Source organism: Desulfovulcanus ferrireducens (assembly GCF_018704065.1).
Lineage (GTDB): Bacteria > Desulfobacterota > Desulfovibrionia > Desulfovibrionales > Desulfonatronovibrionaceae > Desulfovulcanus > Desulfovulcanus ferrireducens.
On record NZ_JAGUQP010000039.1, the window covers coordinates 1 to 15,144 of the forward strand.

Annotated in this window: 11 protein-coding genes and 1 tRNA gene; 1 reads left to right on the plus strand and 11 read right to left on the minus strand. The window is 43.7% G+C overall.

All coding sequences use genetic code 11. The features are described from left to right. Nucleotides 1–154 precede the first annotated feature (154 nt). The 9 genes from asnS to ftsH form a co-directional block, all read right to left on the minus strand. Entirely contained in the window at nucleotides 155–1,537 is a 1,383-nt protein-coding gene (gene asnS / locus KFV02_RS10785; protein ID WP_252381565.1) for an asparagine--tRNA ligase, read from the minus strand. A 16-nt stretch (nucleotides 1,538–1,553) separates the two neighbouring features. After that, nucleotides 1,554–3,899 (minus strand): replication restart helicase PriA, encoded by a 2,346-nt coding sequence (priA, locus tag KFV02_RS10790; RefSeq protein ID WP_252381566.1) that lies wholly within the window; start codon nucleotides 3,897–3,899, stop codon nucleotides 1,554–1,556. A gap of 18 nt (nucleotides 3,900–3,917) precedes the next feature. Then, a complete protein-coding gene (locus KFV02_RS10795; protein ID WP_252381567.1) occupies nucleotides 3,918–4,694 on the minus strand; it encodes an outer membrane lipoprotein-sorting protein in 777 nt (258 codons plus the stop codon). Further along, a complete protein-coding gene (galU, locus tag KFV02_RS10800) occupies nucleotides 4,679–5,554 on the minus strand; it encodes a UTP--glucose-1-phosphate uridylyltransferase GalU (RefSeq protein ID WP_252381568.1) in 876 nt (291 codons plus the stop codon). Before galU ends, KFV02_RS10795 begins: the two co-directional genes overlap by 16 nt. A gap of 135 nt (nucleotides 5,555–5,689) precedes the next feature. Continuing rightward, nucleotides 5,690–7,045: a phosphoglucosamine mutase gene (gene glmM / locus KFV02_RS10805; RefSeq protein ID WP_252381574.1), complete on the minus strand. Its 1,356-nt coding sequence runs from the start codon at nucleotides 7,043–7,045 to the stop codon at nucleotides 5,690–5,692. Nucleotides 7,046–7,143: 98 nt separating this feature from the next. Then, nucleotides 7,144–8,091, minus strand: coding sequence for a CdaR family protein (locus tag KFV02_RS10810; RefSeq protein WP_252381569.1), 948 nt, complete (start codon nucleotides 8,089–8,091; stop codon nucleotides 7,144–7,146). Beyond that, nucleotides 8,079–8,834 carry a diadenylate cyclase CdaA gene (cdaA, locus tag KFV02_RS10815; protein WP_252381570.1) on the minus strand — a complete coding sequence of 252 codons (756 nt, stop codon included), beginning with the start codon at nucleotides 8,832–8,834 and terminating at the stop codon, nucleotides 8,079–8,081. The genes KFV02_RS10810 and cdaA overlap by 13 nt, the downstream gene beginning before the upstream one ends. Nucleotides 8,835–8,837: 3 nt before the next feature. Further along, nucleotides 8,838–9,692, minus strand: a complete 855-nt coding sequence (folP, locus tag KFV02_RS10820; RefSeq protein ID WP_252381571.1) for a dihydropteroate synthase — start codon at nucleotides 9,690–9,692, stop codon at nucleotides 8,838–8,840. A 135-nt stretch (nucleotides 9,693–9,827) separates the two neighbouring features. Next, complete coding sequence (gene ftsH / locus KFV02_RS10825; protein WP_289510152.1) at nucleotides 9,828–11,729, minus strand: ATP-dependent zinc metalloprotease FtsH; 1,902 nt, start codon at nucleotides 11,727–11,729, stop codon at nucleotides 9,828–9,830. Between the two features lie 218 nt (nucleotides 11,730–11,947). Between ftsH and KFV02_RS10830 the strand changes: the two genes are divergently transcribed. Further along, nucleotides 11,948–12,041: transfer RNA gene (locus KFV02_RS10830), tRNA-Sec, on the plus strand. On the opposite strand, the gene argH is transcribed toward KFV02_RS10830, so the two are convergent. After that, nucleotides 12,026–13,441 (minus strand): argininosuccinate lyase, encoded by a 1,416-nt coding sequence (gene argH, locus KFV02_RS10835; protein WP_252381572.1) that lies wholly within the window; start codon nucleotides 13,439–13,441, stop codon nucleotides 12,026–12,028. The genes KFV02_RS10830 and argH overlap by 16 nt on opposite strands. 83 nt (nucleotides 13,442–13,524) lie before the next feature. Then, nucleotides 13,525–14,715, minus strand: coding sequence for an argininosuccinate synthase (locus tag KFV02_RS10840; RefSeq protein WP_252381573.1), 1,191 nt, complete (start codon nucleotides 14,713–14,715; stop codon nucleotides 13,525–13,527). Between the last annotated feature and the right edge of the window lie 429 nt (nucleotides 14,716–15,144).

A 15,144-nucleotide genomic window follows, 5' to 3' on the forward strand; every position in this document is an offset into this window, starting at 1 on the left:
CTTAATCTTTTAATCTATTCTCTGTTTTTGTCAAGAACTTTTTTTCAACCCCGAACTCAAAACCAATCGCCTTGAGCCCCCCTCAAAAACGGGAAGTAGCTTCTATACCTACTAACTTCTTCCTGTCAAGATTTTTTTTGAAAAAAATTCTTTTTTAAAATTCCAAATGCTTAGGAGTCCTTGGAAAAGGAATAACGTCTCGAATATTGGAAACTCCTGTCAAAAACATAAGCAACCGCTCAAATCCCATTCCAAAGCCGGCGTGAGGGACAGAGCCAAAGCGACGCAAATCTAAATACCACCAATATTCGTCCTTTGATAACCCAAGATCTTTCAACCTGCTTTCAAGCACATCCACTCTTTCTTCTCTCTGGCTTCCACCAATCAACTCTCCAATTTTTGGAACCAGAACATCCATTGCGGCAACTGTCTGGCCATCATCGTTCAAGCGCATATAAAACGCTTTTATCTCCTTAGGGTAATCGTAAACAATAACTGGTTTTTTACAATATTCTTCAGTCAAGTATCGTTCATGCTCAGTTTGCAGATCCAGTCCGAATCCCACTGGGAACTCGAACTTTTTTCTTGCTCTTTTTAAGATAGATACAGCCTCTTTATAGGAAAGACGTACAAAATCTTCTTTTAAGATGTTCTCCAGGCGACTAGACAGGCCTTTATCTACGAAACGGGCAAACAAATCTAAATCCTGGGCACAATGCTTAAGTGCATATGAAACCAGCTTTTTTACACAGTCTTCAGCCAAAACCATATCATCTTCCAGATCAGCAAAAGCCATTTCCGGTTCAATCATCCAGAATTCCGCCGCGTGCCTGGGTGTATTTGAATTTTCCGCCCTAAACGTCGGACCAAAGGTATAAACGTCTCCCAAAGCACAGGCCAACGCCTCTGCCTCTAGCTGGCCCGAAACCGTGAGTAATGCTTTTTTCCCGAAAAAATCCTGGCTCAGATCAACCTGACCGGAAACCTTGGGTAATTGATTTAAATTTAGGGTCGTCACCTGGAACATTTCTCCTGCCCCTTCACAATCAGAGCCGGTAAGTATGGGGGTATGAATGTACCAAAATCCCTTATCATGAAAATATCTATGGATGGCAAAAGACAATTCAGCTCTGATCCTGTTTATGGCCCCGTATTTATTTGTCCTGGGCCGAAGATGGGCAATGGTGCGCAAAAATTCATCACTATGCCTTTTCTTTTGCAAAGGGTAGGTCTTTGGATCAGCGTAGCCGATAAGCTCTACTTCTCTGGCCTGAACTTCCCACTTCTGCCCCTTCCCAGGGGATTCAACCAGGCTACCCCTAACTTTTACAGCCGCTCCAGTGCCAATCTTCTCTAACACCGGATAGGTTGGGATATCGCCATCCACCACAACTTGTAGATTTTGCAGACAGGAGCCATCATTTATCTCCAGAAAAGAAAATCCCTTGGCTTCTCTTTTGGTTCTCACCCACCCTTTAATCAAGATTTCATCCTGAGGCTCTATGGCATTTAACGCATCTTTGATCTTAGTTCTCATCTTCTCTCCTTAATAGTTAAAGCATGCTCACAGGATCTAAATCCAGGCTGAGCCTGATTTTTTTATTCTGTCCTATTCTTTTTTCCATCAAGGCATAGAACTTTTTGATGTCCAGCCAATTCGATGCTTTCAGCAGACACTGGTATCTCTCCCGACCTTTTAACACCTGCAAGGGAGCTGGAGCTGGCCCCAGTACATTTACTTTTATGCTTCTGGCAAGCTCTTGTACTATTGCCTTAAGTTTAATCAATAGATTTTCCTTTTCCTTCCAGCCGACCGGAAAACTCAAACGAACCAAAGCCAGTTTGACAAAGGGCGGATAGGCAAACTTTTCTCTGCGCTTTATCTCCTGGACATAAAATCCTTCATAGTCATTATTTAAAATATAGTCCCAGCAGTAGTGATTGGGATTTCTGGTTTGAATATACACTTCACCGGGCTTATTGCCTCTTCCGGCACGGCCAGCCATTTGGGTCAGAAGCTGGAAAATCCGCTCTGTGGCGCGATAGTCGGGAAGCCCTAAACCCAGATCGCCATCAATAATGATTCCCAGAGTCACATTAGGGAAGTCATGGCCTTTACTAAGCATTTGAGTTCCAACCAAGACCTGGGCCCAACCTCTGGCAAACTTATCTAAAATTTCTTCCATACTCCCTTTTCGTCTTGTACTATCCCGATCTAACCGCAACACTTTCACTTTATCGGACAAATTTTGAGCCAAAAATTCTTCCAGCTTCTCTGTTCCTTCTCCCAGGGGTAAAAAACTACAACTTCCGCAATGTGAGCAAATGATAGGGAAGGGAAGCGACAGTCCACAATAATGACAAACCAGTCTTTGCCTGGCTTTATGGTATGTAAGACTAACCTGACAATGAGTACATTTGGCTACCTCCTGGCACTGTTCACAGTATAAAATAGGAGCATAACCGCGCCTGTTATGTAATATTACAGCCTGCTCACCTTTGTCTAAAACCTCCAGCAACCGTTCATAACATACAGAAGACAGCGGACCAAATTGGGCCGGACTCGCTCCCAGATCAACCAGATGCACTGCAGGGAGAATACTTTGGCCTATCCTTTTTTTTAATTCAATTTTGTGGATCTGCTTTTTTTCAACAGCAAAATACGTCTTTATATCCGGAGTTGCAGAACCAAGAACAAGCAGGGCTTTTTGGCTTCTGGCCAAATAATAGGCTATCTCCTTAGCCTGGTAAATTAAATTCTGTTCTTGTTTATAACTTTCAGCGTGCTCCTCGTCGATTATAATCAAGCCCAGATTTTTTAAGGGCAAAAAAAGACTGGATCTGGTCCCCACGAGAACAAACGGATCACTTTTTTTGTTTAATTCAAAAAATAAATCTTCCTTTTCTTTAGCCGACTTTGTCCCGTAATAAATATATAAATCCTTTGGACCAAGCTGTTCTTGGGCCCTGTTAAACAGTTGCCAGACCAGTGCAATCTCAGGCCCCAAAATTAGCACGGAACGGCCTTTTTTAAGAACTTGTTTTGCGAGCTCCAGGTAAACAAGAGTTTTTCCGCTCCCGGTAATGCCATGCACCAGAGCAACTTCTGCTCTTTCCTGCTGTAGAAGGCCAAATAAATACTTAAGAGCACGCTCCTGTTCCGAGGTCAAAGAATACTTATTTTTTGCGACGTGAGTAGTTTTTTTAGTTTCCAAAGACTTGTCAGACTGAAACGAAACAAGACCTTTTTGGGCAAGTCTTTTTAAAACCGCATATATATTAGGCCCAAAAACCCTGCGTAATGTACTTTTGGTTGTAGGGCCATTTTCCCACAAAAAATCCATGACCTGCCACTGTGCCCTGGCATTCGGCATAATCGGCCATGGCGGCTCCATTACTACATTGACGAGTTGGGTGTTACTTTGAACTTTTGGCCTGACAAAGGAGACTTTTCCGGCCAACCACTCTTTAGTTAAGGTCTGACATAGAGATTCATCATCAAAAACATCCCTAATGGACAGTTCCTTATTTTGATCAGCAAGGATAAATTTCTTGGGAAGAATTTTTAAACCTCTGGGCAGGACCTGGGCTAAAATTTTCCCAGGGGACACCATCTGACGCTTGGCCAAATCCTCGACCATCCTTAAATAGTCAGGTGTTAGTAAGTCCTCTTCCAGGGGCCAAAAAACATATTTTAACTGTTCGCAAGGAAATAAGGATTTTTCTTTTCTGGCCAAAACCCCCAAGCGCAAACTGTTTTTTTTGCCTAGGGGGACAAGGACGCGCTGCCCCTTACGCCAGATATGCTCAGGAAAATATTTCGGGACTTGGTAAGTCAGCGTTGAATAAGGTGGGCTTAACAGATAAACTGTCCACGTACGTAATTCGTCGTTCGTCATTCGTGATTGCAATAAAAATCACGGATTGGCAGTGGCATGTTCAATATTTATTGTTTCATGCGCCCTTGCCAAAACCTTCATAAGCGTTAAAATTTCAGATGGAATAGATGAATTATTTAACCTCTCAAAACGATTTTGAAAACCTTGCGGAGAAAAAAGTTCATCTGGCAAGTCAATATTTATCCCTCTCCATTCAAAAGTGCATTCCCAATTTTGGGTCTGATGAACTATGCTCATTTTTTTTGGAAGCCAGAAATTCCCTATTTGGTGATATTTTGACCAGTTGAAATCAAAATTATCCCCTCCATCCCCAAAAACCAAGCGCACAGGAAGCATCAAATTATTATCCAGCCAAATCTGCAAAGACTCACCACCTAGCACCAAACAGGGGGTGTACTGCAAAAATTGATAACTCAAAAGGTTTGTATCGAGACCTCTTATTATCCACCAATTAAGATCTTTGCGCCAAAAATTGAGTACTGGCCTTGGTTTAAGCTTGAGCTCGGGGTAGGCTAAAATAACTTCCTGTCCCCTTCCCAATCCGGCCCAAACAACCTTGTTTTGGCCTTTAACCTGAATTGTCCATTCTTCACGCCACAAATTTCCTTTTTGCCAGAGCCGTACAGAGAGCTTTTCTTCCAGGTCGTACGTACATACGACCTGGAAGGCATTAAGGCTATTCAAATTCTTAAGCCATCTGGCATTCACTTCCTCAATGTCCGGGAAAAAACCCCAGGCTAACTCTACAGAAGAAAATATTGCTAGCAAAAACAAAAATATTATCTTTGAGCGCAAGGCAGAAGTTCCTCCAGACTGGAAATCAAATCTTGACGTAAATCCTCATCTTTCAGCGCAAAGTAAATATTCGCGGTCAAGTAGTCGACCCAGTCACCAATATCAAAACGCTGTCCAACCATCTTTACAGCTAACAGCCTGTTATTCTGAGCCAGAGCCTGCAGAGCGTCAGTAAGCTGGTATTCGCCCCCGTGTCCTGGCTCAAGCTTCTCTAAATAATCAAAAATTTCGGGCGTCAGCACATAACGACCTACAATAGCCAATCTTGAGGGAGCATCCTCTGGCTCTGGTTTTTCAAAAACCTGTCTCACCCGAAATAAGTCCGGAGCAAATTCTTCTGCTTGAATTATACCGTATTTTGAAACCTTTTCTTTTGGCACTTCAACCACACCAACTACAGGCATGTGTTCATTCCGAGCCACATCGACCAATTGCTGGATTGCCGGCTCCTGGCTAAACATTAAATCGTCCCCGACCATTACTGCAAAGGGCTCCTGCTTAACCACTTCCCTGGCGCAAAGGACAGCATGGCCCAGACCTAGTTGTTCTTTCTGACGCACAGAAATGATATTGACCATCTCGGCTACTTCCTGCACCTGCCTCAAGAGGTCATATTTTCCGGCCCGCTTTAAAACAGCCTCCAAGGACAGGTTGCGATCAAAATGATCTTCTAACACCCTCTTATACTGGTTGCTGACAAAAACCACGTCAGTTAAACCAGCGTGCATAGCCTCTTCGACAACATATTGCACTGCTGGTTTTCTATACACCGGCAACATTTCTTTCGGAAGATTTTTAGTCGCAGGCAAAGACCTTGTTCCCCAACCAGCAACTGGAATAACTACCTTGGTCACTTCCATAACTTCTCCTTTATATGATTTGTTGGGTGGATGGGTGGATAAGTTAATGAGTAAATAAGCTGATAAGTTATTAACTTCATGAAAAACTTTAGCCTTTAGCCATATATTTTAAGAATCCCGTTATCGTTCTACCCATCACCCCATTAACCCATCTTCCACAGCCTGAGCCAAATCCTGAGCAATGCTTTCTACCAGTTCCTCATTTTCACCTTCTACCATGACCCTGGCTACCGGTTCAGTGCCTGAATAGCGCAATAGAACTCTGCCCCTTCCTTTAAGTTTATCTTTCGCATCTTTTACGGCCAACTGGATACTGGGCACCTGTTCAAAAGGCACTTTGCGCTCAACATGCACATTAATCAGTCTTTGAGGAAAAGGAGTCAACAAACCTGCCAACTCAGACAGGGGTTTCCCCTTTTGAGCCATAATTTTTAATAACTGTAACGCAGCCAGGATGCCATCTCCTGTGGTACTGTAATTGAGAAAAATTAAATGTCCTGACTGCTCACCACCTAAGATAGCCCCTTTCTCCCGCATCGCCTCAACTACATAGCGGTCACCTACCTTGGTACGCAAAAGTTTTCCACCTTTTTCCTGCATAAAAATCTCGAGAGCCATGTTGCTCATCACTGTAGTCACAAGGAGTCTCCCCGGAAGCTGATCATGTTCCATGAGTTCCTGGGCACAAATGGCCATTATCTGGTCCCCATCTAAAACTCTCCCCTGCTCGTCTACAACTATTAACCTGTCTCCATCTCCATCTAAGGCCAGACCGATATCCGCACCGTGATCGCGCACCAGACTGGCTGCCACTTCTGGATATAATGAACCGCATTTCTTGTTGATGTTTAACCCGTCAGGAGAAACGCCAACCTTGATCACTTTGGCTCCTAACTCTTCAAAAATAAGAGGCGCTACCCGGTAAGTGGCTCCATTAGCACAATCAAGAACAATTTTAAGTCCATCCAATGTGAGATCGGCCGGAAAACTATTTTTTAAATAAACAATATATCGCCCTGGACTGTCCTGGATTTTAAAGGCACGGCCCATCATCTCCGGCTGAGGATGTTTCCAATCCATATCAGGCGAAAGGACCATCTCTGAAATCTCGTCTTCTACACTGTCCGGAAGTTTAAACCCGGAACGATCAAAAAATTTAATCCCATTGTCCATGAAAGGATTATGCGAGGCCGAAATCACAACCCCTAAGTCCGCACGCATATTTCTGGTCAAAAAAGAAATAGCAGGTGTAGGCATCGGCCCGACCAAGTAAACATCCATTCCAGAAGCACAGAAACCAGAAGTAAGAGCACTTTCAAAAACATATCCTGAAAGACGGGTATCTTTGCCAATCAATACACGATGTTTTTTATGTCCGTTACGAAAATATTGGCCTGCTGCCAGGCCCAAACGAAGCACTATCTCCGGCAACATTGGGAAAATATTGGCCTGTCCTCGTAAACCATCAGTGCCAAAGAGCCTGTTTCCCATCATTTCCTCCATTTATTGTAAGTAGTAAACAGTGAGACGTGGGAAGTGAATAATGAAACCACCATTTTCATCAATAACAACGAATTTTACCAAATTTCTCATCTTCTTATCTTCCCATCTTCCTTCTTCTCTCCTCTGATCTGAACAGCGACTTTCTCTGGTCGCTTCTGAAGTAACTTAGTATCAGGCGGTAATAATACCTGATAATCTAAATCATAGTTGCCTGGTTGCATATTCTTTTTTACTTCTAACCGAACACGAATCTTATCCCGCCAGCCCTCTTCTTTCAAGCGGTACAAAGGTATAGCCAATTTTAAACGCACAAATTCTTGATCAGAGACAACTGTTATGCCTCGTGGTTTCTTAAACACGATAGGTCTGCGTACCCAAAGCTCCTTGGTCTTTGGGACAAATTTAAACTCCACCTGTACTTCACCAACGTCTGCCTCAATCTCTGGCAAAAGGTCCAAACCGATTTTTCCTACCCACGTTAGTGGCACGCGCTCTTTAATTTCAACAACTTTGGTCTTAATATCCTTAATCTTTTCAACCAGAGTACTTGGCCCTTTAATAGTAATAGATTCCGGCTGTGACCGAACGCTTATGAGCTCGAAATACCTGCTAATTTGACTCTGCCATTTCACTGTAACCGGAACCTCTTTGATAACCAACTCATCCACCATTAACTCGAGCCTGGAAGGAATCACCTCTACGACCTCCAACGGCCTGGGGAAGGCAATGTTCTTGGGATTTAAGACCAAAACATTGCTTCCTTTACGCACATTGGATAAATCCAGGGTGTAACTAATTTTTTTCTCTTCCACTCTTTCCAGAAGGGCTTTTGTCCCTCTGATACGTACCTGGATTTTATTCAACATACCCTTGGTAATTAGATAATTAGGAGGCAAATTAATAATTTCCAGAGGGACGTCCACCCAGATCTCTACCTTTTCTCGACCACTGACCAGATACCAGGCAAAAAAGGCCAGGGCCAGGGCCAAAAATCTATACTGCCAGTTATTGATAAAACTTCTTATTTTTCCCATGCTGCTGCCAGTACCCTGCGCAAACGAATTTCATCCAGACTAGAAGTAAGCTTACCTCCAATGGCCACAGAAATGCTCCCCCTTTCCTCGGAGATGACAACGGCAATTGCATCACTATCTTCGGTTATACCCATTGCAGCTCTATGCCTGGTCCCCCAATCAGATCTATGCGTTACACCAACAGCCAGAGGTAAAATACACGCAGCTGCTTCAATGGTATTGCCTCTTATGATAACGGCACCATCGTGCAAAGGGGAACCGGGATAAAAAATAGTTTGTAATAACTCCTTTGAAAATTTCGCCTTAACTTCAACACCCCTTTCAATAATATCTCCCAAAGGCATCTTCTTTTCAATGACTACCAGGGCTCCAATCCTTTTTCTGGCCATTTGCACGAGGGCCAGAACTAATTCGTCCAAGACTTCGCTCTCCAGCTTGGATCTTCGCCACAGACGGCCTGCTCCCATGGCTGCCAGGGCCTTGCGGATATCTCTCTGAAAAAGAATAATAACTACCAAAAATATAGAGCCAAGAAAATTAGCCAGAAGCCAGTGCAAAGTATAAAGTCCCAGCTCTCCTGCTAGATAATAAGCAATCAGGATAAGGAGCAAACCATAAATAACAGAAACGGCCCGTGTACCTTTAACCAGGAGGATAAGGCGATAAAACAGATAGGCTACGATGATGATATCAATTATATCCCGCCAGGAAATCTGTATATCGCCAAGGCTTAATTGAAGCATTTTTTAAATCGAAGAAACAATTTTTAAGGTATCTGCTGTTAGTTTAACTTCATGAACACGATGAATTTTCACCCCTTTGTGAGCCATAAGAGCCGTACCAACCTGCGTGGCCACAAAACGCTCCTCAGGCCTTAAGCCCAAAAGTTTTTCCCACAATGACTTATTGGACAGGCCAATATATATAGGCCTGTCAAGATAAAAAAATTCTTGAATCCGTCTTAAAATGTCCAGGTTATGCTCAAGAAGTTTACCAAAACCAATGCCCGGATCCAGAACGATATTCTCTTCAGGTAGACCAGCCTTAACCAGTTTCCCAAGATATTTTTCAAAAAAAGATTTAATCTCATCAACAACATCTGTATATTTTGGATCATGCTGCATGGTTTCCGGCCTGCCTAGACTATGCATGAGAACGTAACCAGGCTTATACTGAACGAGCACGTCAATTAAAGAGGGATCAAATCTACAGGCAGATACATCGTTTACAATTACTGCCCCGGCCTCCAAGGCTTCTTTGGCAACCCTGGCTTTGTATGTATCTACCGAAAGTAACGCCTGTGGATATTTAGCTAAAATCTTATTGACTACAGGAATGACCCTTGTAAGTTCCTCCTCTAATTCAACTCGGGGCGAAAAAGGCCTGGTACTTTCACCGCCAACATCTATAATATGTCCTCCCTGGCTTAAAATCTCTTCGGCACGGTTTAAAGCTTTATCAATGGTATTGTATTCCCCCCCATCATAAAATGAATCCGGAGTGACATTTAAAATACCAACAATCAAAAAAGGGGCAGGGTCAACCACCCTACCCCTGCCCACTGACCAGCAAATATCGTTTAGCTGCATTCGCTCAATCATCTAACCTGATTCCTGTGAACCAAATGTTATAATTATTTAGCTTAGAGTGACTAAAGTAAACCAGTCTTTTGTGCACCAAATATAAATTTTAAGGTTACAAAAAACTAACCTTTGCCGCTCTAAGCTCAAATTAGACTAATCTTCATCAATAGCAAAACTTTCTTCTCCTTCCGGATTTTCTTTTTCTTCTTCTCCTTTCTTCTCCCCCCTATTTACCTTTTCTTTTTCTTCTTCAGTCATTGGGGGCAACTCCTCTCCACGCATAATTTTATCCACTTCCTTGCCAGTCAAGGTCTCTCTTTCAAGCAAGGCCAAAGAAATCTTATGCAGGACATCCAGGTTATCGGTGAGCAATTTCTTGGCCCGATCATAAGCTTCCTGGACGATTCTTCTTACTTCGCTGTCGATTAAACGAGCTGTCTCTTCACTATAATCCTTGTGGTGAATGAGATCGCGGCCTAAAAAAACCTCCTGGCCACTATCACCAAAGGCCAGAGGTCCCACGGCATCACTCATGCCCCATTCACAAACCATGCGCCTGGCCATTTTTGTGGCCCGTTCTATATCATTGCCTGCTCCTGTAGTCATCTCATTGAAGACAATTTCCTCAGCAGCCCGACCTCCCAAAAGAACTGCCAGGTTGTTTTCCAAAAAGGTCTTTGAGTAATTGTGCCGATCATCTACAGGTAGCTGCATGGTTATACCCAAAGCACGCCCGCGAGGAATAATAGATACTTTGTGCACAGGATCAGTCTTGGGTAAAAGTTTCGCCACCAGGGTATGTCCTGCTTCATGGTAGGCTGTTGTTTTTCTTTCTTCTTCACTTAAAATTACACTACGCCTTTCCTTACCCATGAGCACCTTATCTTTGGCCTCCTCAAAATCATTCATATCTACCTGATCTTTATTCTTCTTGGCAGCGTGGAGCGCGGCCTCATTGACTAGGTTTTCCAGGTCAGCTCCAGAAAATCCGGGAGTTCCTCTGGCAATGACCTCCAGATCAACATCTTCGGCCAACGGAACGCGTCGGGAGTGGACTTCCAAAATCTTCTTTCGGCCATTCAAATCTGGATTAGGCACGACAACCTGTCGATCAAACCGACCGGGACGCAGCAGGGCAGGATCTAAGACATCCGGTCTGTTGGTGGCTGCGATAAGAATGACTCCTTCATTAGACTCAAACCCGTCCATTTCCACCAGTAATTGGTTCAATGTTTGCTCGCGCTCATCATGTCCGCCACCAAGGCCAGCTCCCCTTTGCCGGCCTACAGCATCAATTTCATCAATAAAGATTAGACAAGGGGCATTCTTTTTACCCTGAATAAACAAATCGCGCACCCTGGCTGCGCCCACACCAACAAACATCTCGACAAAATCCGAACCGGAAATGGAGAAAAAAGGCACGCCAGCTTCCCCGGCCACGGCCCGAGCAAGAAGAGTCTTACCCGTTCCAGGAGGTCCTACCAGCAACACCCCTTTGGGAATACGCCCCCCCAGGCGGGTGAACTTCTTGGGATTACTCAAAAATTCCACCACTTCACTCAGTTCTTCCTTGGCTTCGTCCACCCCGGCTACATCGTCAAAAGTAACCTTGGTATCCTCCTGGGTAATCATCTTAGCCTTGGAGCGACCAAATGAGAGGGCCTTGCCACCTCCCCCCTGCATCTGGCGCATGAAAAAAATCCAGACCCCGATTAATAAGAGCATGGGGAACCAGGAGACAAAAACCGTTACATACCAAGGGGCTTCTTCCTCAGGCTGAGCTTCTACCTGAACATTATTACCGACTAATAGACTAACCAGAGATGGATCGTCAGGCGCATAGGTTGTAAACCTCTGGTCATCAGCTAAAAGTCCTGTAATTTTTTTCCCCTGAATCTTTACAGCCACCACTTCACCCTGCTTTACTTTGGTTAACATCTCCGTATAAGTGAGTTTTAATTGCGGGGCCTGTGGCTGGTTAAAAAGATTAAATAAGACAACCATGATTAAAGAGATGGTTGCCCAAAGAAATAAATTTTTAGAAAAACTATTCAAATCCCTACCTCCAACTTTCTTGCTTTCTTGCTTTTTGAGTATAAAGTGTAAAGTTTATTAGTTAGAAAGTAAATCTGAAATTATAAGAAAGATTGACCTGATGTTTAGCCGTGCTGATTTTTTACACCAACACAACCTTAAACCAAACTTCAAACTTTAAACTTCAACTTTAAACTTGATAATATTTAACCATCCTGATATATGTTTCTTTCTTGAGCGGAAGCGTATCGTCACCGGTGTGGCGCCTGGACTTCAAATCCAGTGGGCGGCCGAGAGGTCGTCGGTAGGTTCGACTCCTATACGCTTCCGCCATTTTTTTGTCTAAGCCACTGCCTTGCCCATTGAATCTGTCTTTGCACAGACTGAGGACCTGTCCCCCCAGGCGTTTCTCGTCTGCTAACTGCCTGCTTAAAATCGAGCGCAATATAAACATCTTCTTCTATCTTTTCCGAGAACTGTTTTAGTTCCTTAATAGCTAGGTCTTCCAATCCTACACCCTTTCTTTCGGCGTAAGCAACTATATTCCCGGTTATGTGATGTGCCTGCCTGAAAGGTATCCCTTTTCCTACCAGATAATCGGCTAGCTCAGTGGCATTCAAGAACCCTTCTTTCAAAGCCCTGTTCATGGCCTGTTCATTGAACTTAATCTCCTCCATCATCCTGGCCATAATTTGTAATGACATGTATACTGTCTTATGCGTATCCAAAAATGGTTCTTTATCCTCTTGCATATCCCGGTTATAGGCCAAAGGAAGTCCTTTTAATGTTGTCAGAAGAGAGATTAAGTTGCCAACAGAGCGTCCTGTCTTGCCGCGCATAATTTCTGCCACATCAGGATTTTTCTTTTGGGGCATAATGGACGAGCCCGTGGCAAAAGCATCAGGCAGATATATAAACCCAAAACCTGGGTTAGCCCACAAAATAATTTCTTCACACAACCTGCTCAAGTGAATCATTATTGTTGAACCGATAAACAGAGCCTCGAGCACAAAATCCCGGTCAGAGACAGCATCCATGCTGTTTGAAAATATTTCATCAAGCCCAAGTTCATCAGCTACCATCTTCGGGTTCAATGGATATGTCGTCCCTGCCAGTGCTGCTGCCCCCAAGGGAGAAACCCTCACCCTTTTCTGGGCATCAAGGATGCGTTCGAAATCACGGCAAAACATCTGCACGTAAGCTAGAAGATGTTGAGCCAGGCTTACTGGCTGAGCAGGCTGCAAATGCGTATAACCGGGCAAAATCTTGTCTGCATTCTTCTCGGCTTGATCCACGAGAACAGTCACCAGATCGATCAAAGTATCTTGCCATAAGGATAAACACTTTGACACATGCAAGCGAAAATCAAGCGCTACCTGATCATTCCGGCTTCTTCCGGTATGAAGTTTTTGACCAACAGGGCCTACCAATTCTGTAAGCCTGTGTTCAATATTCATGTGCACGTCTTCCAGGCTCTTTTGCCAGGTAAACTTGCCTTGCTCGATCTCTTTTTCAATTTGGTTAAGCCCCTCGATTATCTGTTCAACTTCCTCCTGAGACAAGATTCCCTGGGCAGCCAACATCCGGGCATGAGCCTTGGACCCAGCAATATCCTCGGCATATAGCTTTTGGTCAAACTCAACCGACTGGGTATATTCTTCTACCAGGGGCGCAGTACTTTCTTTAAACCTGCCACCCCATAATTTTGTCTTTACATCCTTTTTTGCGTCCATCTATTATTCTTATATTCTACAGTATTTTTTTATTTCTGGGGTTATTCTCTCAATTTTCTAACCAATTATGCTCTCACAATCTTTTAACCTTTCCTGGTTAACAGCCTAAGCCCCTGCAACCGGATAAAGCCGGCAGCATCCTTTTGATTATATACCTCATCTTCTTCAAAAGTGGCAAGATCAGCCTGATAAAGAGAATAAGGCGAACGTCTGCCCAGAGGATATACTCCGCCTTTATACAATTTTAACCTTACTTCGCCAGTAATATACTCCTGGGCTTTGTCCATCGTGGCCTGCAACGCTTCACGCTCCGGCGAAAACCAAAAGCCATTATAAACCATTTCTGCATACTTAGGGATTAAACTGTCTCTCAAATGCATGGTCTCTCTATCCATGCACAAGCCTTCCAGGTCACGGCGGGCTACATATAGAATTGTCCCACCTGGAGTCTCATAAACACCCCTGGATTTCATCCCCACGAACCTGTTCTCCACCATATCCACCCGGCCAATACCATGTTTTCCACCCAACTTGTTAAGTTTTTTAATAAGTCTCGCCGGGCTTAAGCGCTCTCCGTTTACAGCCACGGGATCACCCTTTTCAAACTCAATACTTATGATCTCTGGTTCGTCCGGGGCCTTTTCCGGTGGAACGGCTAACAAATAAGTCCCGGGCCCTGGTTCTGCCCATGGATCTTCCAGTTCCCCTCCTTCAAAGGAAAGGTGTAAAAGGTTACGATCACAGCTATAGGGTTTTTCTTTGGTCACTGGCACGGGGATACCGTTTTCCCGGGCAAATTTTAAAAGCTCTGTCCTGGAGTTTAAATCCCATTCACGCCAGGGAGCAATAGTTTTCAACTCCGGTGCAAGGGCCATAACCGTCAGTTCAAAACGCACCTGATCATTTCCTTTTCCGGTTGCACCATGGGCCACTGCCTGGGCTCCCTCTTGCCTGGCTATCTCAACCATCCTCTTTGCAATTAACGGCCTGGCAATGGAGGTGCCCAAAAGATATCTCCCTTCATAGATTGCCCCGGCCCGAAACATGGGAAAAATAAAATCCCTGGCAAACTCTTCCTGTAAATCTTCAATATAGACCTTGGATGCTCCTGTTGCCATGGCCTTCTCTTCAAGGCCGGTCAACTCCTCTTCCTGACCCAGATCAGCAGTAAAGGTTATTACTTCACAGGCATAGGTCTTTTGAATCCATTTCAAAATAACCGAAGTGTCCAACCCTCCTGAATAGGCAAGAACAACTTTCTTTATCTCTCGCATCCATCCTCCCAAGTAATATTTAAAAAGTTAAGAAATTAAAATTGTTAAAAGGTTAATTTTATCTTATTTACTCAACTTCCTGACACGATTAACATCCTCAAATTATTACACAATTGAAGAGTGCATTTTCTGAAATGCATTACAAACGGGTTGGGTAACACATCTTGGCGAAGATTGCGGAAGTGCTGTGCATAGGGAGGTTGTTCCATCGAACTTTCGAAACCCATCATAACAACAGAAAAGGCATTAAATAATATTCTATTGACTAACCCCATTATGCACAGCCCGCAAGCAAGCCTTAGATGTGTCCAGGTCTTTGTTAGCATTGAAGAAAATGCGCTCGCAAATTAACTCAGCAACTGTGTTTTTTGTCAATAGTTAATGGTTAAAATTTATTGGTTAGTTTATTTTGTTTTCAAGAACAATTTT

What these genes read in the sequence shown, in the direction of transcription:
- argH (WP_252381572.1), bottom strand. Translation starts at nt 13,441, where the DNA reads ATGGACGCAAAAAAGGATGTAAAGACAAAATTATGGGGTGGCAGGTTT.
- KFV02_RS10840 (WP_252381573.1), bottom strand. Translation starts at nt 14,715, where the DNA reads ATGCGAGAGATAAAGAAAGTTGTTCTTGCCTATTCAGGAGGGTTGGAC.
- glmM (WP_252381574.1), bottom strand. Translation starts at nt 7,045, where the DNA reads ATGGGAAACAGGCTCTTTGGCACTGATGGTTTACGAGGACAGGCCAAT.
- priA (WP_252381566.1), bottom strand. Translation starts at nt 3,899, where the DNA reads ATGACGAACGACGAATTACGTACGTGGACAGTTTATCTGTTAAGCCCA.
- folP (WP_252381571.1), bottom strand. Translation starts at nt 9,692, where the DNA reads ATGATTGAGCGAATGCAGCTAAACGATATTTGCTGGTCAGTGGGCAGG.
- galU (WP_252381568.1), bottom strand. Translation starts at nt 5,554, where the DNA reads ATGGAAGTGACCAAGGTAGTTATTCCAGTTGCTGGTTGGGGAACAAGG.
- KFV02_RS10810 (WP_252381569.1), bottom strand. Translation starts at nt 8,091, where the DNA reads ATGGGAAAAATAAGAAGTTTTATCAATAACTGGCAGTATAGATTTTTG.
- asnS (WP_252381565.1), bottom strand. Translation starts at nt 1,537, where the DNA reads ATGAGAACTAAGATCAAAGATGCGTTAAATGCCATAGAGCCTCAGGAT.
- cdaA (WP_252381570.1), bottom strand. Translation starts at nt 8,834, where the DNA reads ATGCTTCAATTAAGCCTTGGCGATATACAGATTTCCTGGCGGGATATA.